Source organism: Stenotrophomonas sp. GD03654 (assembly GCF_029845105.1).
GTDB classification, from domain to species: Bacteria; Pseudomonadota; Gammaproteobacteria; order Xanthomonadales; family Xanthomonadaceae; genus Stenotrophomonas; species Stenotrophomonas africana.
This window is the reverse complement of sequence record NZ_JAOCLC010000044.1, coordinates 1-20,241: the sequence shown is the minus strand read 5'-3', so window position 1 is coordinate 20,241 and position 20,241 is coordinate 1. Positions and strand designations below refer to the sequence as shown.

Sequence of the window (20,241 nt, the reverse complement as noted above, 5' to 3'; positions counted from 1 at the left end):
GTTCCGGGTTCATGGCGCTTGCGGCAAGAGGCCAACAGCAGTCGAGCATGGCTCGACTCTACAAAAAGCGAAGGCCGGCTTGCGCCGGCCTTCTGCTTCTTACTTCGCCTTGCCCTGGTTGGCCACGGCTTCAGCGGCCTTGCGCGCCGCTTCCGGGTCGCCCAGGTAGCGGAACGACTGCACGGTCAGATCATCGTTCAGTTCGAACAGCAGCGGGATGCCGGTCGGGATGTTCAGCTCGAGGATTTCCTCGCGCGAGACGTTGTTGAGGTACTTGTACAGGGCGCGCAGCGAGTTGCCGTGGGCGGTGACCAGCACGGTCTTGCCGTCCTTCAGCTGCGGCGCGATGGCGTCATGCCAGTACGGCAGCACGCGGTCGAGGGTGGTCGCCAGCGATTCGGTGCCCGGCAGCGCGTTGCGGTCCAGGCCGGCGTAGCGGCGGTCATGGATCGGGTGGCCCGGATCTTCCAGGTCCATGGCCGGCGGCGGGATGTCGTACGAACGACGCCACACCTTGACCTGGTCCTCGCCGTGCTTGGCGGCGGTCTCGGCCTTGTCCAGGCCCTGCAGGCCGCCGTAGTGGCGCTCGTTGAGGCGCCAGGACTTGTTCACCGGCAGCCAGTCCTGCTCCAGTTCGGCCAGCGCACCCTGCAGCGTGTGGATGGCGCGCTTGAGCACGGAGGTGTGGGCGACGTCGAACTGCAGGCCTTCCTCGCGCATCAGGCGACCGGCGGCGGCCGCTTCCCGGCGCCCCTGCTCGGTGAGGTCGACATCGACCCAGCCGGTGAAGCGGTTGTCCAGGTTCCACTGGCTCTGGCCATGGCGCAACAGTACGAGTTTACGGGTCACTGCAGGGTCTCCAACGCGAGGAAAGGCAGGCCGCCATTGTAGCCCCGGGCGCCGCTCACCGGGCCGTGGCACCGCGCATGCGATGCTGTGGCCAATGAATACGGTGATCGACCCCGGACGCTGGGAAGGCAGCGTCGCCACTGCCCGCGCGCAGCAGACCCTGCTTGCCGGCGGCGTGGAACGCCAGGACCGCCTGCCACGCAACGTGCGCTGGCTGGCCGGGCTGGATGTCGGCTTTGAAGACAACGGCGCGATCACCCGCGCCGCGGCAGTGCTGCTGGATGCGAAGACGCTGCAGCCCGTGGCGCAGGAGATCGCGCGGATTCCTACGGTGATGCCCTACATCCCCGGCCTGCTCAGCTTCCGCGAACTGCCGGCACTGCTGGCCGCGCTGGCGCTGCTGCCGCGGGCGCCGGATCTGGTGTTCGTCGATGGCCACGGCATCAGCCATCCGCGCAGACTGGGCGTGGCCGCGCATCTGGGCGTGGTCACCGACCTGCCGAGCATCGGCGTGGCCAAGTCGAAACTGGTGGGCCGGTTCGTCGAACCAGGTGCCGAAGCAGGCGCGCATACGCCATTGATGGACGGTGACGAGCAGCTCGGCTGGGTGCTGCGCAGCAAGGTGCGCTGCAAGCCGCTGTTCGTGGCCGGCGGCCATCGGGTCAGTGCCGATACCGCGCTGGACTGGGTGCAGCGCACCCTGCGCGGTTACCGGCTGCCGGAGCCGACCCGGCTGGCGGATCGGCTGGCTTCACGTCGGGACGAATAGCTGCGCCGGGCATCTCCCGGCACGCGCGTCATCTTCGATCAGCGATGCACGTGACCGCGATGGCCCTGCGCGTCCTCGCCGTGGTCATGACCTTCATGGCCCTCATGCTCGCCGCCCTTCACCGGCGCCGGCTCACCACAGGCTTCGCCGCAGTGGTCCGCTTCAAGCTGCAGTGTCACGTGCTCGATGCCGAATTCATCGTGCAGGCGCCCGCTCAGCTCACGGCGCAGCGCATCGGCATCGGTGCCGTCGCGCGTAACGACATGCGCGGTCAGCGCCGGCGTGCTGGAGGCCAGCGCCCACACGTGCAGGTCATGCACGTCCATTACCGCGGCATGGCTGGACAGGCTGTCGCGCACCTTGGCCACGTCCATGCCCTTGGGCACGCCTTCCAGCAGCACGTTGATCGCCTCGCGCATCAGCACCCAGGTGCGCGGCAACACCCACAGGCCGATCAGCACCGCCAGGATCGGATCGATCGGCTTCCAGCCGGTGAACTGGATCAGCACCGCACCCGCAATCACCGCCACCGAGCCGAGCATGTCCGCCCACACTTCCAGGTAGGCGCCCTTCACGTTGAGGCTCTCGCCGCTGCCGGCCTGCAGCAGGCGCATCGAGATCAGATTGATGACCAGGCCCGCTGCGGCAATCACCAGCATGCCCGATGAGGCGATCTCCTGCGGCTCGCGGAAACGCCCAATAGCCTCCCACAGGATGTAACCGGCGACCACGAACAGCATCGCACCGTTGATCATCGCGCCCAGCGCTTCCAGGCGCGCATAGCCGTAGGTGCGACGCGCATCCGGCGGGCGCCGGCTCAGCCGCACCGCGACCAGCGCGATCATCAGGGCCAGCGCGTCGGTGGCCATGTGTGCCGCGTCGGACAACAGCGCCAGGCTGTTGGTCCAGAACGCGCCCACCACCTCGACGACGAGGAAGGTGGAGGTCAGGCCGAGCGCCCACCACAGGGGTTTCTCGTGGCGGATCTCGGATGGCAGGTGATCGTGGTCGTGGCCCATGGCAACAGCTCCTTTGCGATGGAGGCAGGCTACGCCGGCGGCCGTGGGGAAACTATCACGGTGTTTATAACATTGCAGACTGCACGTCGCGGCTCGCCGCAGCTTGCGCCCGTGCCGGGCCACACTATGATGACCACATCCCCTCTGGATGGGGAACGGGCAGCCAGACCGCTTCGGCGTTGCGGCCCGCAATGGACACCCAAGCACAAGGAATCCGGAACATGTGGACTACCAAGACCCCCTGGGTCGCCGTCGCCGTGGCCTGCGCGCTGGGCACGGCCGCAAGCGCCTCGGCCAAGACCTGCCAGCAGAATTTCCAGGCGGTAGGCGATCCCCGCAATGGCCAGTTCTTCACCTCCGAAGTCACCCTCCCCGGCCTGAAGCCCCGCAGCGCCCTGGGCCAGCTGCGCAAGGCAGCGCTTGATGAGGGCAACAACTTCGTCAGCGGAGATGTCATCACCGAGACCGAAGGCCAGATGTACGTGCTGCAGACCGACACCAAGATGCCGCTGGTCAGCATCATCACCGCCTCCAATGGCGGCAACGTGGTGGTCGGCACCAAGCTGTCACGCGGGCAGACCGCCAAGGAAGAGGACGCACGCAGCGCGCTGTGTGGCTGGCTGGACAAGCTCAAGACCGGCCCCGAAGGCGAGGCGATCGCGGAAGCCGTGCGTGTCTCCAGCGGTTTCGACAAGCCGATCCAGGCCACTGCGGTCGGCATGTCCACCGAAATGGGCAAGGACGCCAAGCGGCTGCAGCGGGAAATCAACACCGCACCGCTCAGGGCGCTGTTCTCCGGCACCAGCACCCCGCCGGATACCGATGCGATGTACCAGCCGTTGCTCGTCAAGTATTTCGGCCGTCGTTTCATCATCGATGGCCAGGTGTACACCGCCCAGCCCAACCGCTTTGCCAAGACCTTCGAGGTGGGCTATCTGGTCACCAAGATGAAGGGCATCGGTGGCATCGGCGGGCGCCAGTCGAACGACGACAACAACGCCAACTTCACCGTGCACTGTGCGCTCGCGCCGGATCAGATGGCGCTGGGCGCCACCCTGCGCGAGAACGACTGGGTGAAACTGGAAGGCGTGGTCGACAAGATGGACACCGGTGGCGTCCACCTGCGCGATTGCCGGCAGGTGAAGTAGCCTTCAGGCTGCGCCGGGGAACGCCCCGGCGCAGGCCTCATCGGGTCAGAACCCGAAGCGCAGGCTGGCCCAGTACGCGCGGCCCGGCTCGTTGTAGGTCGCCGCGCCGGCATCGCTGCTGTTGGCCTCGCGGAACAGGCGCTTGTCGGCCAGGTTGTTCACGCCGAAGCCGAAGCTGACCGTCTCGGTCACCTTGTAGCGCGCGCTCACGCCCCAGATGTTGTACGCACCGCGATCCTGCAGTGCGATCGATGGGTCGCAGGTGCCGGTGCAGCGCGGATCATTGTTGATGTTGGTAGTGGCCGGCTTCTGCTTGCCGTAGAACGTGCCGGTCAGCAGCAGCGACAGCCTGTCGGTGGCCTGCCAGTCCAGCATCGTGTTGACGGTGTACTTCGGAATCACCGACAGCGGCTGGCCGGTGCGCTTGTTCTCGTTCTCCACCATGTAGGTGAAGTTGTTGCTCCACTTCAGGCGGTTGCCCTGCTCACCCAGCAGCGGGATCACCAGGTTGCCTTCAAGCCCCTGCACGATCGCCTTGGGCGCGTTCTCCCAGCGGAAGATGCGGCCCTTGGTGTCGGCAGTCAGGCCGATCTGGGTGTAGCCGGCCTGGATCTTGTCCTTGTAGTCGTTGTGGAAGTAGGTCAACGACGCCTGCCAGCCGCTCTGCGGTGCCCACTCGATGCCCAGTTCCTTGTTCAGGCTGGTTTCCGCCTTCAGGTCCGCGTTGCCGCGCATGTAGCAGCCGGCGCCCAGGCTCGGCAGTGCATTCGGGCAGCCATTGCCACGGGTGTAATACAGATAGTCCGGATTCGACTGGTACAGGTTGGGTGCCTTGAATGCACGGGCGATACCGCCCTTCACCACCCAGTCGCTGTTGATGCGGAACTGCGCATTGAGGCTGGGGCTGGTGTTGTTGCCGAACTGGCTGTGATGATCGAAGCGCAGGCCCGGGGTGACGATCCAGCGCTCACCCAGGTAGATATTGTCTTCCACGAACACGGCGGTGGTCTGCGCGTCGGACTTGCCGCGCGCGCGATCGGCCGACAATCCCGGGAGTCCGCCGCCACTGCTGCTGGACTGGCTCATCGAATACGGGTCGGTCAGGCGGCTGTCCAGGTACTCGAAGCCCAGCGTCCAGATGTTCTCGGCACCGCCCAGCGTGGTCGGGAAACTCACTTCGCCATCCAGCTGGTAGTTGCGCAGGCGGGAGGTCGACCAGTCGGTGCCGTTGAAGCTGCCCTCCGGGCCACCGGCCAGGCCTTCGTTGATTCGCGAGTTGTTCACCGCTTCCACCGCGGCCGTCACCCGCGAGGTGACATCGCCCCAGCGGCCACGATGGGTGATCGCGCCGGTGTTGCGGTACATGCGGTTGGTTTCCGCCTTGTCCTCGGCCAGGGCGGCCAGATCGATGCCGGTCGAAGTGCCGGTGGTGCTGACCGCGCGGTCACCAGCATAGATGTTGCCCTGGCGGCTGGTGCCGGCCTCGAACTCGACCACCTGGTTGGCGGTCACGTCCCAGCGCAGCAGCGCGTTGACATCGCGGTTCTTGACGCCCTCGCGGCCAGCCGGCGGCACTGCGTTCGGGTTGGTGGCGTACTGGCGGTTGAGGTCCAGCGAGTCGGCGTCGGTCTTGTTGAGATTGCCGTACAGGCGGAACGACAGGGTGTCGGTCATCGGCCCACTCAGCTGCAGGCCGACACGCTCGCTGCCACCTTCGGCGCTGTGCTCGGGCACCAGCCCGTACAGGTCGACCGCACCGGTCAGGTCGCCAGTCGGGCGCTTGGTGATGATGTTGACCACGCCGCCGGACGCACCGGAGCCATAGCGTGCCGCCGCCGGGCCGCGCAGCACTTCGATGCGCTCGATCATTTCCGCTGGCACCCAGTTGGTATCACCGCGGGTATTGCGCTCACCGCTGCGGCCCATGCGCACGGCATCACGCGCGCCGATGCGCTTGCCGTCGACCAGGATCAGGGTGTTTTCCGGGCCCATGCCACGCAGGTCGATCTGGCGGTTGTTGCCGTATTGGCCCGAGGCACTGTTGCCGGTGAGGTTGACGCCCGGCATGGTCCGCAGCAGCTCGGCGATGTCGTTGGCCGGCGGGCGCTTGGCGATGTCCTCGGCGGTGATGGTCGAAGTGCCCAACGCCTGGCGCGCAATCTGCGAGGCGGTGACGTGCACCGTGTCGATATCGGTGGCCTCGGTTTCGGCCTGGGCGGTCAGGGCGCTTCCCGCCAGCAGGGCGGCAACGGCAAGCGCCAGCGGGCGCGGCGAAAGGACAACGGCAGGAGACATGATCTGGACCTTCTGGCAGGGCTACGGGGCCTCTGGCAAAGGGCTTGAGGCAACGACGAGGGGGAGGCGGAGCGTCGCTGCAGTCGCCTGCGGCCCGATCCGTGCGCGCATTCTCCCACCAATGCGATTGATTCTCAAATGCGTTCGCTCATTGCCGCAGCCATGGCGATGTGCTTTGCGCACCGTGCAACCCTGCACCGCGCGTAAACTGGCCGGCTAACCCGCCATCAACCGTACGCCGTCGCGGCCGATACCCGTGGTTTGGCGTACGCAGTCAGAGATCGACGTGGAACCACCCCAATTGGACGATGCCAGCCAGCCGCTGGCCGAGGCCTGGCAGCAGTGCCTGCTGCAGGCCGGCCCTGCCGCCACCGCGCTGCTCAAGTGCGCTGCCACCGATGCCCCACCCGCGCTGGCCCAGCGCTTCTATGAAGTGCTGCTGCAGGACGGGCGTGCACGCCGCTTCCTGTCCCACGACCAGGTCAAGCAGCGCCTGCAGCCGGCCATGCAGCGCTGGTTGGTGCAACTGCTGACCACTGACGCCTCCGGCATCGCCACCACCGTCGCCTCGCAGCGGGTGATCGGCGACGTACATGCGCGGGTCGGCATCCCGGTCGACCTGGTCACCCGCGGTGCGCGCGTGCTCAAGCACGAGCTGTTCGTGCGCCTGCGCGACGAGGCACCCGACAGCGCGACCGCATTCGCTGCCATCGCCTGCCTCAGCGCGATCATGGACATCGCCATGGAAGGCATGACGCTGGCCTATACCCATGCGCGCGAGCGCTCCACCCGTGCCGACGCCGCCTACCGGCTGTTCTCGCTGGTACAGAACGTCGGTACCGAACGAGAGCGCCAGCGTGCACTGCTGCTGGACTGGGAAAACGCCCTGCTGTACGCACTCGCCGGTCATGTGCAGGCCAGCGACAACGCCAGCCTGGCCACCTCGGAGTTCGGCCTGTGGTTCACCCACAAGGGCATCCCCAGCTTCGGCGAGAGCAGCGAAACGCAGCAGGTGGGCAAGTTGATGGCCCGCATTGACGGCCACCTGCAGCGCGCGAGCGGCGATGCCCCGGCACAGCGACTGGCGGTGCTGCCGGCCATCCGCGAGGACCTGGCCGCCATCCGCACCCTGATGACACTGCTGTTCGAGCGCATCGGTGAACTCGATGCCGGCAGCGACGCGCTGACCAACCTGCTCAACCGTCGCTTCCTGCCCACCGTGCTGCGTCGGGAAATCGAGCTGGCCACGCGCAACCGCACACCGTTCTCGCTGCTGCTGCTCGACCTGGATCATTTCAAGGCAATCAACGACGGCCATGGCCACGATGCCGGCGACCGCGCGTTGCAGCACGTGGCCGGCCTGCTCGGCCAGCTCACGCGTGGCAGCGACTACCTGTTCCGCTATGGCGGCGAAGAATTCGTGGTGGTGCTGGTGGCCGCCAGCGAATCGCAGGCGACCGTGATCGCCGAGAGCCTGCGCCGGCAGATCGCACAGTCGCCGGTAGCGCTGGCCAATGGTCAGGTGCTGGAGCTGACCGCCAGCATCGGCGTGGCCGGTCACGATGGTCATCCGGACTACGAGCGGCTGATGGCACGTGCCGACGCCGCGATGTACGAGGCCAAGCGCAGCGGCCGCAACCGCGTGGTGGTGGCCAGCGAGGCACTACAGGAAGCACCGGGACGGCGGGCATTGCAGCGGTAGCCCGACGCGGACGGCAACCCAGGGGTAGAGTCGACTGCCAGTCGACTATCGCGCGCAGCGCAGGTTTTTTTGCAAGCTGACGGAAGAGCAGTCGACTAACAGTCGACTCTACCGGTTCGCGCGCCAGCCGATGCATTGAACGCCACCACCCGCCACGCTGCCCACCACAGCAGCGCCAGCAACGCGATGCCTGCACCCAGCAGGCACACGGCGGGCCAGCCATGCCGCACCTGCATCCAGGGCCCCGCCGCCGCGCCTGCACCACTGCCCACCGCATAGAACAGCATGTACAACGCCACCAGGCGCCCATGCTGTTCTGCCGGTGCACGCAGCAGCAGTGCCTGGTTCGAGACATGTAGTGCCTGGCCGCCGAGGTCGAGCACGACCACACCCAGCAGCAGCAAGGACAGCGACTGCGGCAGGCCCAGCAGCGGCCACCACGCGACCAGCATCAACAACAGCGCACCGAGGCTGACCCGATGGGTGAAACCACGGTCCATCCAGTGGCCGACACGCGCTGCCATCAGCGCACCGACCACGCCGGCCAGGCCGAGCGCACCGATGGTCGCCGTCGACCAGTGCAGCGGCGGTGCGGACAGCGGCAAGGGTGCCGCCGCCCAGAACACATTGAGGCCTGCAAACAGCAGCAATGCCAGCGGCCCGCGCTCGCGCAGCGTTCGATCGCGACGCAGCATGCCCAGCATCGAGCCCAGCAGCTCGCGCCAGCGTGGAGGGACCGACGGCACCGGTACTGCGGGCAGGCGCCGCCACAGCAGCGCCGCCAACACCGCCATCACCACCGCTGACAGCAGGTAGACCCTCTGCCAGCCAAAGGCCGCCGCCACCGTACCGGACACCACGCGCGCCAGCAGCAGGCCGATGAACACGCCGCCCTGCACCACACCGACCATGCGACCGCGCTGCTCGGGCGGTGCCAGCATTGCGGTATAGGCGATCAGGCCCTGGGTCAGCGCGGTACCCAGCAAGCCGGCCAGCAGCATGCCCGACAACAGCCAGCTCGCCGTGCGTGACGCCGCCAGCCACAACAGGGCCAGCACCAGTGCAATCAGCTGCAGCCGCAGCAGGCGTCGCCGGTCGCTGCGGTCCGCCAGCGGCAGCAGCCCAAGCAGCGCCAGCACGCTACCGGCCTGGGTGGCCGCCAGTACCGCGCCGGCCACGGCCCGGTCCAGCGCAAAGGCGCGTGCAAGCGGGTCCAGCAGCGGCTGCGCGTAGTAGATATTGGCAACGCTGGCACCGGCGGCAATCGCAAGCAGGACCAGCAGCGGGCGTGGAAGAGATGCGGCACTCATTTGTAGTTGCAATTTGAAACCAGATGCAGGCTATCGCCATTGGTTTTAAACTGCAACCACATTCGGAGATACCAGCATGCACGCCGACAGCCCCTGCCCAGTAGCCCGCAGTGCCGACCTGCTCGGTGACCGCTGGGCATTGCTGGTGATCCGCGACGCGTTCGACGGCATCACCCGCTTCGGAGATTTCCAGCGCAGCCTCGGCGCGGCGCGCAACATCCTCAGCGACCGCCTGCGCCGGCTGGTCGAGGCCGGCATCCTGCAGCTGCAGCCGGCCTCCGATGGATCGGCCTACCAGGAGTACGTGCTGACCGCCGCTGGCCAGGAACTGTTCCCGCTGCTGGTCGCACTGCGCCAGTGGGGAGAGTGCCATTGCTTCGGTGCAGGCGAAGCCCATTCACAGCTGATCGAATTGGCGACGCGGCGGCCGCTGCCCTACATGCAGCCGCGCGGGCGCGACGACCAGCCGCTTCAGCCCATCGCCACCCGCGTACGCAAGCTCAGGGATGACGGGCGCGACACCTGACCCGCCCATTCGCGCACACCGACGAACGCCCGCGCCGGTTAGCATCGGGTCTTTCCGCTGCTGGATGCCGCCGATGTCGCGCGATCGCCCTTCCCTGCTGACCGCCCTGCTCTTGCCGCTGCTGGCCTGCGCCGCAGCAACCACGCAGGCCCGCGAGGTTGCCGCGCCCGCCGATCACGTGCAGGCCGATGGTCCCTATGTGTTCCGCCAGGGCGACCGGCTGCAGGCCACATGGATCTGCGACGACAAGGTCGAGTCGCACACGCTTGCTACGCAGGCCGCGGGTACCGATATCGCCCCGCGCTGCGGCTACGAGCACACGGTGCACGTGGCTGCCCCGAATGCACCTTCGGTCTCGGTGCTGCCGGCCGTGCCGCGCATCGTTGCGCTGTCCGACATCCATGGCCAGTACGGGCTGCTGGTGCGCCTGCTGCGTGCCCACCAGGTCATCGACGCACAGGACCGCTGGGCGCTGGGCAAGGACACCCTGGTCATCGCCGGCGATGTGTTCGACCGTGGCCCGCAGGTGACCGAGGCCTTCTGGCTGCTGTACGGCCTGCAGCAGCAGGCCGCCGCCGCCGGTGGCGCAGTGCACTTCGTGCTCGGCAACCACGAGACCATGGTGCTGTACGACGACCTGCGCTACGTCAATCCGAAGTACCTGCGCAGCGCCCAGCTGCTGGGCCGCAGCTACCCGCAGCTGTACGGTGCCGATTCGGTGATCGGGCAGTGGCTGCGCACCCGCCCGGTGCTGCTGAAGATCGGCGATACCCTGTTCCTGCACGGCGGCATCTCGCCCGAAGCAGTACAGCTGGCACTGGACCCGGCGCGCACCAACGCGGCCTACCAGGCCTCGCTCGGCCTGCCCAAGGCCGAGGTGAAGGCCGACCCGGCCACCGCGCCGCTGTATGACGGCAAGACCAGCCCGATCTGGTACCGCGGCTACTTCGATGGCCGCCTCGACACGGCGGGTGTGCAGGCCGTGCTCGACCGCCTGCAGCTCGCGCGCATCGTGGTCGGCCACACTTCGATGCCGCACGTCAGCAGCTTCCATGGCGACCGCGTGATCGCCATCGACAGCAGCATCAAGAACGGCGAGAACGGCGAACTGCTGTTCATCGAAGATGGCAAACTCAGCCGTGGTCTGCTGGACGGTTCGCGGGTGCCGCTGGCGGAGGGCGAGCCCGGCCTGCAGGACTGAATGGACGGAAAGCGCGGCCGCGCCCGGTGGCGGCGGCGCGCTCCACCTTCCCCCGGTTTGCGGCTACCCTCGGCAGCCGAGAGAGGCCCGCCCCGTCCATCCGGTGGGCCTGACTGTTACAGGAGCCCCGCGCATGCGCGTTCTGATTGCTGAAGACGACCCGGATATCGCCTCCGGCCTGTGCGCCTCGCTGCGCCGGCAGGGCCATGTGGTCGACCACGTCGACAACGGCGCGCACGCCGACGCTGCCCTGGGCTCGACCCAGTACGCATTGCTGGTACTGGACCTGGGCCTGCCGCAGCTGGACGGTCGCGACGTGCTGCAGCGCCTGCGCCAGCGCGGCGATGGCCTGGCGGTGCTGGTGGTCACCGCCCGTGACGGCCTGGCCGAGCGCGTGCGTGTGCTCGACCTCGGCGCCGACGACTACCTGGTCAAGCCGTTCGCACTGGACGAATTCGAAGCACGTGTTCGCGCACAGCTGCGGCGGGTCACCAGCAATGGCAACCCGGATCTGCGCATCGGTCGCCTGCGCCTGGACCTGGCCGGGCATCGGGTGTGGATCGACGATCAGTCACTGGAACTGACCGCGCGGGAATTCGGCCTGCTGTCCGCGCTGGCGGTTCGCGCCGAGCGCATCGTGTCGCGCGCGCAACTGGTGGAAGCGCTGTGCGACTGGGGCCAGGACCTCACCGACAACGGCCTGGACATCGCCCTGCACCGCCTGCGCCGCAAGCTGCAACCCGGCGGCATGGGCATCCGCACCGTGCGCGGGCTGGGCTACATGCTGGAAGACGCGCAGGACGAAAACGCCTCGTGATCAGTGGACCGCCCAGCCTGCGCCGGCGCCTGCTCGCCTTCCTGGCGCTGCCGATGCTGGGCCTGCTCACCTTCAACACGATCCTGGCCTATTACGTTGCGCTGGACTATTCCAACCGCATCCACGACCGCAACCTGATCGACGACACGCATTCGTTCGCGCAGATGCTGAGCACCATGCCGGTGACCAGCGACCTGTCGCCGCAGGCACGCTTCCTGATCGAGTACGACCCCGACGGCCATCGCTACTTCAACGTTGACAGCAGCCGCATGGGTACGCTCAGCGGCAATGCCGACTTCAGCCCGTACGCCCCTTCGCAGGACTGCACCGGTGTGCATCCGGCGCTGTACGACGGCAACCTCAATGGCCAGCAGGTGCGCATGGCCACGGTCTGCACGCAGGCGATGAATGATCCGCAGGACCAGCTGGCGGTGACCGTGGCCGAGAGCATGGCCGACCGCCGACAGCGCGCGCGCGAGATCCTGATGATCATCATCCCGCTGATGACCATGCTGGCGCTGGGTACCGCGGCGCTGGTCTGGTTCGGCGTGACCTACGGCCTGCGCATCCTGACCCCGCTGAGGACCCGCCTGGCGCAGCGCCGCGGCGAACTGGCACCGATCTCCGATGCCGACGTGCCGGAGGAGATCCAGCCCCTGATCAGCACCATCGATGATCTGTTTGCCCGCCAGGCGGAAATGATCACGTTGCAGAACCGCTTCATCGCCGATGCCGCGCATCAGCTGCGTTCGCCGCTGGCGGGCATGGCCCTGCACGTGGACCAGGCGCTGGCACATGGTGACCCCGATACGGTGCGCGAGGCACTGCAGCACATCCGCCGGCTCAACCAGCGCACTGCCCGGGTCAGCACCCAGCTGCTGGCGCTGAGCCGGGCGCAGACCGTGCCCGATACCGTGGAGGCGCTGGATCTATGCGAGCTGGTGCCGCAGTGGGTCGGCACGCGCGTTCCGGAGGCGATCCGTGATGGCATCGACCTCGGCTACCGCGGCAGCCCCCATCCGCTGCGTGTACTCGGCAACGGCGCCATGCTGCAGGAAGCGCTGGACAATCTGATCGACAACGCCCTGCGTTATGCCGGCCGCAATGCGACCGTCACGGTGGGCGTGCACGCGCTGGACGACAATGATGTCGAACTGTATGTGGAAGACAACGGCCCCGGCGTGCCCGACGACGTGATGCCACGGCTGGGCGAGCGCTTCTTCCGGGCACCGGGCACCGCTGCCAGCGGCACCGGCCTCGGCCTGGCCATCGCGCACGAGGCGGTGGAGCACTTCGGCGGCCGCCTGAGCTTCCTGAACCGCCCCGGCGGCGGATTGAAGGTCGCCATCACGCTGCCGCTGCTGAAGGCGCCCTGACCCGGTCCGGGGCGCTGAAAGGCTGGCGAAAATCGCGCTTGCGATCCTGCCATCCCCACTGCCGTCACGGAGCCGCCAGGTGACCGAATCGCACGACTTCTTCCTCCCCGGTGGCCCACAGGGCGTGCTGCTGGTCCATGGCCTGACCGGCACCCCCGCGGAAATGCGCATGCTGGGCAAGGGCCTGAACAACGCCGGTTTCACCGTGCACGGCGTGCAGCTGCCCGGGCATTGCGGCAGCGTGGATGATCTGCTGGCAACCACCTGGGAACAGTGGTACCAGGGCGTGGAAGATGCGGCGGCAACCCTGCGCGGCAAGGTCGACCAGCTGTTCGTCGGTGGCCTGTCGATGGGCGCGGTGCTGTCGCTGGTCTTGGCTGCACGTCGCCCGGAGTGGATCTCCGGGGTCGGCGTCTACGGCGCCACTTTCCGCTACGACGGCTGGAACATCCCCGCCGTGGCCCGGCTCTCGTTCCTGCTGCCGTGGTTCAAGCGCTTCAACATCGGCCGCGACCGCATGTTCATGGAAGAACCGCCCTACGGCCTGCGTGACGAGCGACTGCGTGCGCAGGTCAGTGCCGCCATGCTGTCCGGCGACAGCGCGGCGGCCGGCCTTCCGGGCAACCCCTGGCACGCGCTGGCCGAGATGCGCGCCCTGAGCAACTGGACCCGCCGCCACCTGCACCAGGTCACCGCGCCGTGCCTGGTGATGCACGCACGCGAAGACGACGTGGCCAGCATGGGCAATGCCGAACTGGTGATGTCGCGGGTCAGCGGCCCGAAGGAACTGGTGGTGCTGGAAGACAGCTACCACATGATCACCATCGACCGCGAACGCCGCGACGTGATCCGCCGCAGCGCGCGCTTCTTCACCGAGATCGGTGAACGCAGTGGCGTCCTCAAGGCGGTGGCCTGAAATGGGGGCACTCGCCACGCTGCTGTGGCTGACCAATGTGGTACTCGATACCGGTGGCCAGCTCGCCTTCAAGGCCGCCGCCAGCGATCCGCAGGAAGGCGAAGGACTGCAACGCTGGAAACACATGCTCAGCCGTCCCTGGCTGTGGATCGGCATCGCCTGCTATGTGCTTGAGTTCGTCGCCTGGATCGCGTTCCTGTCGCTGGTTCCGCTGTCCAAGGGCGTGCTGCTGGGCTCGATCAACATCGTCGCACTGATGATCGCTGGCCGCTTCCTGTTCCGGGAGAAGCTCACGCCGCTGCGGGTGACGGGCATGCTGCTGGTCACCGCAGGCGTGGCGGTGGTGGGAGCTGGCTCATGAGGCGCCTGTATGTAATCGGCTTCCCGCTGCTGATGGCCTTCGACACGCTGGCCCAGCTGTGTTTCAAGTACGCCGGTGATGCCGCGCTGCCGGTCGAGGCCAACACCGCGTGGCTGCTGCGCGTGCTGTCGCAGCCGTGGGTGTACGGCGCCATCCTCGGCTACGTGGGTGCGTTCTTTACCTGGATGAGCCTGCTGCGGCATGCGCCGATCGGCCCCGCATTCGCCGCCTCGCACCTGGAAGTGATCAGCGTGCTGCTGCTGTCGGCGTGGCTGTTGAACGAGCCGCTGACCCTGCACCATCTGCTCGGTGCAGTACTGATCGTGGCCGGCATCGTCTGCCTCGGCCGCGCGGAGGCCGACGACCCGCACAGCCCGGCCGAAAGCACGTCGTGAGCGCACCACGATGAGCCTGTTCGCGCGCGAGCTCCCACCGACGGCGGGCCTGCCGATGCAGGCCAGCGATTTCCTTCCCGGTGGCGGCAACCTGCGCGACATCCTGGCCAGCCAGCTCGGCACACCCCCTCTGCAGCTGACCTGCTCCGGTACCCATGCACTGCTGATCGCGCTGCGTACGCTGCGCAAGCGTGCACCAAAGCGCGACACCGTAATCATGCCGGCCTATACGTGCCCGCTGGTGCCGATCGCGGTGCACAGCCTGGGTCTGCGGGTGCAGCTGTGCGATACCCGGCGCGACCATTTCGACTTCGCCCCCGGCCAGCTCAGGCGTCTGGCCGATGCGCGCACGCTGGCGATCCTGCCCACCCATCTGGGCGGTCGCATCGCCGACGTCGAGCTGGCCTGCGAGGTCGCAAGCGGCGCCGGTGCCTGGGTGATCGAAGATGCCGCACAGGCACTCGGTGCACGGATTGGCAACACCAGTGTCGGCCTGCGCGGCGACATCGGTTTCTTCAGCCTGGCCGCCGGCAAGGGGCTGAGCCTTCACGAAGGCGGCCTGCTGGTCAGCCGCGACGACGAACTGCGCGCCGCGCTGGCCGAACATGCCGCCGAACAGGTGCGTTTCAGCCTGCGCTGGGAGCTGCTTCGCAGTGTGCAGCTGCTCGGGCTCGCAGCCTGCTATCGACCCTCGCTGCTGTCGCTGGTGTACGGAAATCCACTGCGCAGTGCACTGCAACGCGGCGATCTGGAAGAAGCGGTCGGTGACATTTTCCCGCTGGACATCCCGCAGCACCGGGTCAGCCAGTGGCGGCAGAACATCGGCGCACATGCCGCGCGGCGGCTGCCTGCCTTCCTGCAGGCCGGACGCCTGCGTGCATTGCAGCTGCGTGTGCAGCTGGCACAGCTGCCGGCGGTGGACGTGGTCGATGGGCTGGCCGGTACCGGCGGCACCTGGCCGATGCTGATGCTGCTGCTGCCCAGCCAGCGCGCGCGCGATGCTGCGCTGAAGAACCTGTGGCCACGCGGTCTCGGCGCCAGCCGCATGTTCATCCATGCCCTGCCCGACTACGCCTATCTGCGAGGCATCGTGCCGCAGGCCGACGTGCCCAACGCGCGCGACTTCGCCGCACGCATGCTGACCCTTGGCAACAGCGCCTGGCAGACCCGTGAAGAGACCGCAGAAATTCTGCAGGCATTGGCTGACGCGCAGCTCTGAAAGCGGGTATTCCCGGGCAATCGGCCCATTCACAAAGATCATTCCTGAACGCTTTCCCCGCCCGGAAATGAAGGCTTTCAACAGGAAAGGAACGAGAAAGGCTGCCTGCCTACATTGAGCCTGCCCCGGCATCGCGCCGGACGTTTCTTTCATCGACGGACCTGCCCATGCGCTGGAGCATCCTGTGTGACTTCGACGGCACCATCAGCCTCGAAGATGTCATCGACTCGCTGCTGGAGAAGTACGGCCAGCCGGGCTGGCAGGAACTGGAAGAGCAGTGGAAGTCGGGAAAGATCGGCTCGCGTGAATGCATGCAGGGCCAGGTCAGGCTGCTGAAGCTGGACCCGGCCACGCTCGACGCCCACCTGGATCAGGTACAGATCGATCCGGGCTTCGCCGCCTTTGTCAGCCGCGCCGAACAACTGGGCGTGCCGCTGCGCATCGTCAGTGATGGCCTGGACTATGCGATCCACCGCATCCTCGCCAACCACGGTCTGTCGCGACTGCCGGTGGTGGCCAACCACCTGCGCTGGTGCGGGGACCACTGGGAACTGGAATCGCCCTACCAGGCCGAAGGTTGCCGCAGTGGCACCTGCAAGTGCACCTGCGCTGCGCAGGCGCGCGCCAACGAAGCACCGCGCGTGCTGATGATCGGCGATGGCAGCTCGGACTTCTGCGTCTCCGAAGATGCCGACTTCGTGTTCGCCAAGCGCCGCCTGATCACCCATTGCACGAAGGCCGGCATCGAACACGCCGCCATCGACACCTTCCACGATGCAGTCGCGCTGCTGCCGCGCCTGCTCGATGGCAGCCTGCTGCAGCCACGTCATTTCGACGCCAGCCCGCAGCCCATCGTACTGCCCCTGCTGGCCACCGCCTGAACACTCCCTTCCAGACCCGCTCCCCGTTGCCCCCTTTCGAACGTCCTTCACGGAACCGAACTGCATGAACATTTTTGACAAGAACGCCGACGCCGCTGCCTCCGATGCGCAGCTGCTGGCCGACGAAGCCCGCTACAGCTCCTTCGGCGATACCGTCCATTACGTCGACCCGCCGAAGATCTTCCAGCGCGGCGAAGGCAGCTACATGTTCGACGGTGCGGGCGTGCCCTACCTCGATCTGCAGATGTGGTACTCGGCCTGCAACTTCGGTTACAGCAACAAGCGCCTGAACGACGCGCTGAAGGACCAGATCGACACCCTGCCGCAGGTCGCCAGCCAGTACCTGCACCCGACCCGCGTGCAGCTGGCCAAGACCATTGCCGTGGACATGCACGAGAAGTTCGGCCTCGACGGCCGCGTGCATTTCAATGTCGGCGGCGCGCAGGCCATTGAAGACTCGCTGAAGATCGTGCGCAACGCGCGTGGCGGCAAGAGCCTGATGTTCGCCTTCGAGGGCGGCTACCACGGCCGCACCCTGGGCGCGTCGTCGATCACCTCCAGCTACCGCTACCGCCGCCGCTACGGCCACTTCGGCGAGCGCGCGATGTTCATCCCGTTCCCGTACCCCTTCCGTCGCCCGAAGGGCATGACCCCGGACGAGTATTCCGACCACTGCGTGTGGCAGTTCGAGCGCCTGTTCGAAAGCGAGTACAACGGCGTGTGGGATCCCAAGGTCGGGCAGGCCGAATACGCCGCGTTCTACGTCGAGCCGATCCAGGGCACCGGCGGCTACGTCATTCCGCCGCGCAACTTCTTCACCGGCCTCAAGCGCGTGCTGGACAAGTACGGCATCCTGATGGTGGTCGATGAAATCCAGATGGGCTTCTGGCGCACCGGCAAGCTGTGGTCGATCGAGCACTTCGGCGTGACCCCTGACGTGCTGGTGTTCGGCAAGGCGCTGACCAACGGCCTGAACCCGCTGTCGGGCCTGTGGGCGCGCGAAGAGCTGATCAACCCGACCGTGTTCCCGCCGGGCTCCACCCACTCCACCTTCAACTCCAACCCGCTGGGCACCCGCCTGGGCCTGGAAGTGCTGAAGCTGGGCAAGGAAATGGATTACGAGCGCACCGTGCCGGAAAAGGGCGCGTACTTCCTCGACGGCCTGCGTGGCCTGCAGAAGCGCCACCCGGAAATCGGCGACGTCGACGGCCTGGGCCTGGCCCTGCGCGCCGAGATCTGCCAGACCGACGGCTACACCCCGAACAAGGAACTGCTGGATCGCATGGTCGACATCGGCCTGGCCGGTGACCTGCTGCATGACGGCAAGCGCATGGGCCTCGTGCTCGACGTGGGTGGCTGGTACAAGAACGTGATCACCTTCGCGCCGTCGCTGGACATCAGCTACGAAGAGATCGACCTGGCGATCACTCTGCTCGATCAGGCGCTGACCAAGGCCAAGGGCTGACGTCGATGCGCTGCCGGTTCCCGTGCCGATGGAGATGACGTCACGCGCATCCAGCACCGCGCTGGAACCGGCTGCGCTGCTGGAGGGCTTCCTGGCCCACCCGCCGCTCGGATTCGAGGCGGGCCGCCTTCCCAGCGGCCTGCCGACCTTCCGTGCGCCGCTGGACCTGACCACCACGATGGACGACGAACTGCGCGGCAGGCTGCTCGGCCTGCCGCTGTCGCGCCTGTGGCGGCCATGGATCACCTGGAAGACGCGCTTCGTCGGTGCCACCAGCACCGAGTACACCCCGTTGCCGACGCACGTGGCGCCGGAGGTGCTGGCCGAGGACGTGGCGCGCCACGCGATCGGCGATACGCGCCTGCTGGTGGTCAAGGACCTGGCCATCGATTCACCGCTGCTGGACGATGCCGCCAACGCACACAGCGGCGCCTTCCTGCAGGCATTGCTGGCGCGCGGCTTCGTCGAACTGGAAGGCATGCCGCTGGCCTGGGTGGCGATCGATTTCGATTCGCTCGATGGCTATCTCGGCCGCCTGTCGTCCTCGCGCCGCAAGAACATCCGGCGCAAGCTCCGTTCGCGTGATGACCTGCAGATCGACTGCATCGCCACCGGTGATCCGGCCCTGGCCGACCCGCAGCTGCAGGCCGAACTGTACACACTGTACCTGGGCGTGTATGCGCAGAGCGCGGTGCATTTCGACCAGCTCGACCTGCCCTATTTCCAGTACCTGCTGGCCGACGGCCAGGGCCAGGGACGGATGTTCCTGTACCGCCACCAGGGCCAGCTGATCGGCTGGAACCTGTGCTACGTGCATGCCGGCAAGCTGGTGGACAAGTACATTGGCCTGGCTTATCCGCAGTCGCGCGAGCACAACCTGTACGCGGTCAGCTGGATGCACAACCTCGAGTACGCGCTGCAGCACGGCCTGAGCCACTACGTGGCCGGCTGGACCGATTCGCGGATTAAGGCCGAGCTGGGCGCCCGCTTCACCTCCACCCGGCACGCGATCCACGCCCGCTCCCCGCTGTTGCGCGCTGCCCTGCGCAAGCTGGCGCCGCATCTGCAGGGCGAACCGGATGGAGGCGGTTGAACGATGCCGTTGCGTTCCCCGCTGATCCTGGACCTGGACGGTGGCGTATTGCCGCTGCCACAGGCGCAGACCCTGGCCCTGCCGCAGTGGCACGATCCACTGCGCTTTGCCTGCAGCAATGCCACCCTGGACCGTTTCGCCACTGAAGTGCTGGCGCCGCTGCCCGCGCAGCTCGGCACGGTCATGCTCGGCAGTGGCGACTTCCACCACCTCAGCCTGCCGTTGCTGCAGCGCATGCGCCCGCAGCAGCCCTTCCAGCTGGTGGTGCTGGACAACCATCCGGACAACATGCGTTTTCCGTTCGGCATGCACTGCGGGTCGTGGGTGAATGCCGCCAGCAAGCTGCCGCAGATCTCGCACATCCACGTGCTGGGCATCACCTCGAGTGACATCGGCCTGGGCCACGCCTGGGAAAACCACTGGCGCCCGCTGATGGGCGGGCGGCTGACCTACTGGTGCATGGATGTGGACGTGGGCTGGGGCCACCGCCTCGGCATGGGCCGTGCATTCCGACGCTTCGAACATCCGGAGGGACTGGTCGCCGCGTTCGCCGCCGAGCAGGCCAAATCGCCGCAGCCGGCCTACCTGTCGATCGACAAGGATGTGTTCGCCGAGGACGTCGCCCGCAGCAACTGGGACCAGGGCCGCTTGCAGCTGGAACACGCACTGGTGGTGATCGAAGCACTGCGCGCCGGCGGCCTGGTCGGGAGTGACATCACCGGCGAAGTGTCGCTGGCCAACTACCAGAGCCGCTTCAAGCGCTGGCTGTCGTCACTGGATGGCCAGCCCGACATCAGCGCCGAGGACCTTCCCGTCTGGCAGGCGCGGCACCAGCAGGTAAACCGCGAACTGCTGGCGGCGATGGCCGCCGTGCCGACGGCCTGCTGAGCGCGTCGGTA

19 protein-coding genes are annotated in these 20,241 nt (G+C 67.2%); 15 read left to right on the top strand and 4 right to left on the bottom strand.

Annotation, left to right across the window (positions count from 1 at the left end):
• Nucleotides 1-99: 99 nt before the first annotated feature.
• A complete protein-coding gene (gpmA, locus tag N5J73_RS15910) occupies nt 100-849 on the bottom strand; it encodes a 2,3-diphosphoglycerate-dependent phosphoglycerate mutase (protein ID WP_019337589.1) in 750 nt (249 codons plus the stop codon).
• 94 nt (nt 850-943) lie between these two features.
• Between gpmA and nfi the strand changes: the two genes are divergently transcribed.
• Nucleotides 944-1,618, top strand: a complete 675-nt coding sequence (gene nfi / locus N5J73_RS15905) for a deoxyribonuclease V (protein ID WP_049446796.1) — start codon at nt 944-946, stop codon at nt 1,616-1,618.
• Nucleotides 1,619-1,656: 38 nt separating this feature from the next.
• On the opposite strand, the gene N5J73_RS15900 is transcribed toward nfi, so the two are convergent.
• The gene (locus N5J73_RS15900) at nt 1,657-2,637 is read right to left on the bottom strand and encodes a cation diffusion facilitator family transporter (protein ID WP_049446798.1); all 981 of its coding nucleotides are present in this window, start codon (nt 2,635-2,637) and stop codon (nt 1,657-1,659) included.
• Nucleotides 2,638-2,858: 221 nt separating this feature from the next.
• On the opposite strand from N5J73_RS15900, the gene N5J73_RS15895 reads away from it, so the two are divergent.
• On the top strand, nt 2,859-3,785 hold the full coding sequence (locus tag N5J73_RS15895; protein ID WP_005408676.1) for a hypothetical protein: 927 nt from the start codon (nt 2,859-2,861) through the stop codon (nt 3,783-3,785).
• A gap of 45 nt (nt 3,786-3,830) precedes the next feature.
• Here N5J73_RS15895 and N5J73_RS15890 read toward each other — a convergent pair whose 3' ends face one another.
• Nucleotides 3,831-6,080, bottom strand: coding sequence for a TonB-dependent siderophore receptor (locus tag N5J73_RS15890; protein WP_049446801.1), 2,250 nt, complete (start codon nt 6,078-6,080; stop codon nt 3,831-3,833).
• A gap of 286 nt (nt 6,081-6,366) precedes the next feature.
• On the opposite strand from N5J73_RS15890, the gene N5J73_RS15885 reads away from it, so the two are divergent.
• Nucleotides 6,367-7,782: a GGDEF domain-containing protein gene (locus N5J73_RS15885; RefSeq protein WP_049447011.1), complete on the top strand. Its 1,416-nt coding sequence runs from the start codon at nt 6,367-6,369 to the stop codon at nt 7,780-7,782.
• 95 nt (nt 7,783-7,877) lie between these two features.
• Here the strand turns inward: N5J73_RS15885 and N5J73_RS15880 are convergent, their stop codons facing one another.
• Nucleotides 7,878-9,092 (bottom strand): MFS transporter, encoded by a 1,215-nt coding sequence (locus N5J73_RS15880; protein ID WP_049446803.1) that lies wholly within the window; start codon nt 9,090-9,092, stop codon nt 7,878-7,880.
• A gap of 76 nt (nt 9,093-9,168) precedes the next feature.
• Between N5J73_RS15880 and N5J73_RS15875 the strand changes: the two genes are divergently transcribed.
• The 12 genes from N5J73_RS15875 (at nt 9,169) to N5J73_RS15820 (ending at nt 20,230) form a co-directional block, all read left to right on the top strand.
• Nucleotides 9,169-9,618 (top strand): helix-turn-helix domain-containing protein, encoded by a 450-nt coding sequence (locus N5J73_RS15875; RefSeq protein WP_049446805.1) that lies wholly within the window; start codon nt 9,169-9,171, stop codon nt 9,616-9,618.
• Nucleotides 9,619-9,691: 73 nt separating this feature from the next.
• Nucleotides 9,692-10,819: a metallophosphoesterase gene (locus N5J73_RS15870; protein ID WP_049446807.1), complete on the top strand. Its 1,128-nt coding sequence runs from the start codon at nt 9,692-9,694 to the stop codon at nt 10,817-10,819.
• 133 nt (nt 10,820-10,952) lie between these two features.
• Nucleotides 10,953-11,636, top strand: coding sequence for a response regulator (locus N5J73_RS15865; protein ID WP_049446809.1), 684 nt, complete (start codon nt 10,953-10,955; stop codon nt 11,634-11,636).
• Entirely contained in the window at nt 11,633-13,012 is a 1,380-nt protein-coding gene (locus N5J73_RS15860; RefSeq protein ID WP_049446810.1) for a sensor histidine kinase, read from the top strand. Before N5J73_RS15865 ends, N5J73_RS15860 begins: the two co-directional genes overlap by 4 nt.
• Before the next feature lie 79 nt (nt 13,013-13,091).
• On the top strand, nt 13,092-13,928 hold the full coding sequence (locus N5J73_RS15855; protein WP_164078503.1) for an alpha/beta fold hydrolase: 837 nt from the start codon (nt 13,092-13,094) through the stop codon (nt 13,926-13,928).
• Nucleotide 13,929: 1 nt separating this feature from the next.
• A complete protein-coding gene (locus tag N5J73_RS15850; protein WP_049446814.1) occupies nt 13,930-14,289 on the top strand; it encodes an EamA family transporter in 360 nt (119 codons plus the stop codon).
• On the top strand, nt 14,286-14,684 hold the full coding sequence (locus tag N5J73_RS15845) for a DMT family transporter (protein ID WP_049446815.1): 399 nt from the start codon (nt 14,286-14,288) through the stop codon (nt 14,682-14,684). The genes N5J73_RS15850 and N5J73_RS15845 overlap by 4 nt, the downstream gene beginning before the upstream one ends.
• Before the next feature lie 10 nt (nt 14,685-14,694).
• Complete coding sequence (locus tag N5J73_RS15840; protein WP_049446816.1) at nt 14,695-15,903, top strand: DegT/DnrJ/EryC1/StrS family aminotransferase; 1,209 nt, start codon at nt 14,695-14,697, stop codon at nt 15,901-15,903.
• A 167-nt stretch (nt 15,904-16,070) separates the two neighbouring features.
• Entirely contained in the window at nt 16,071-16,784 is a 714-nt protein-coding gene (locus tag N5J73_RS15835) for an MtnX-like HAD-IB family phosphatase (RefSeq protein WP_099588541.1), read from the top strand.
• A 64-nt stretch (nt 16,785-16,848) separates the two neighbouring features.
• The gene (locus N5J73_RS15830; protein WP_006425764.1) at nt 16,849-18,249 is read left to right on the top strand and encodes an aminotransferase class III-fold pyridoxal phosphate-dependent enzyme; all 1,401 of its coding nucleotides are present in this window, start codon (nt 16,849-16,851) and stop codon (nt 18,247-18,249) included.
• Between the two features lie 28 nt (nt 18,250-18,277).
• Nucleotides 18,278-19,342 (top strand): GNAT family N-acetyltransferase, encoded by a 1,065-nt coding sequence (locus tag N5J73_RS15825; protein WP_049446819.1) that lies wholly within the window; start codon nt 18,278-18,280, stop codon nt 19,340-19,342.
• 3 nt (nt 19,343-19,345) lie between these two features.
• Nucleotides 19,346-20,230, top strand: coding sequence for an arginase family protein (locus N5J73_RS15820; RefSeq protein WP_049446821.1), 885 nt, complete (start codon nt 19,346-19,348; stop codon nt 20,228-20,230).
• The last annotated feature ends 11 nt before the right edge of the window (nt 20,231-20,241 follow it).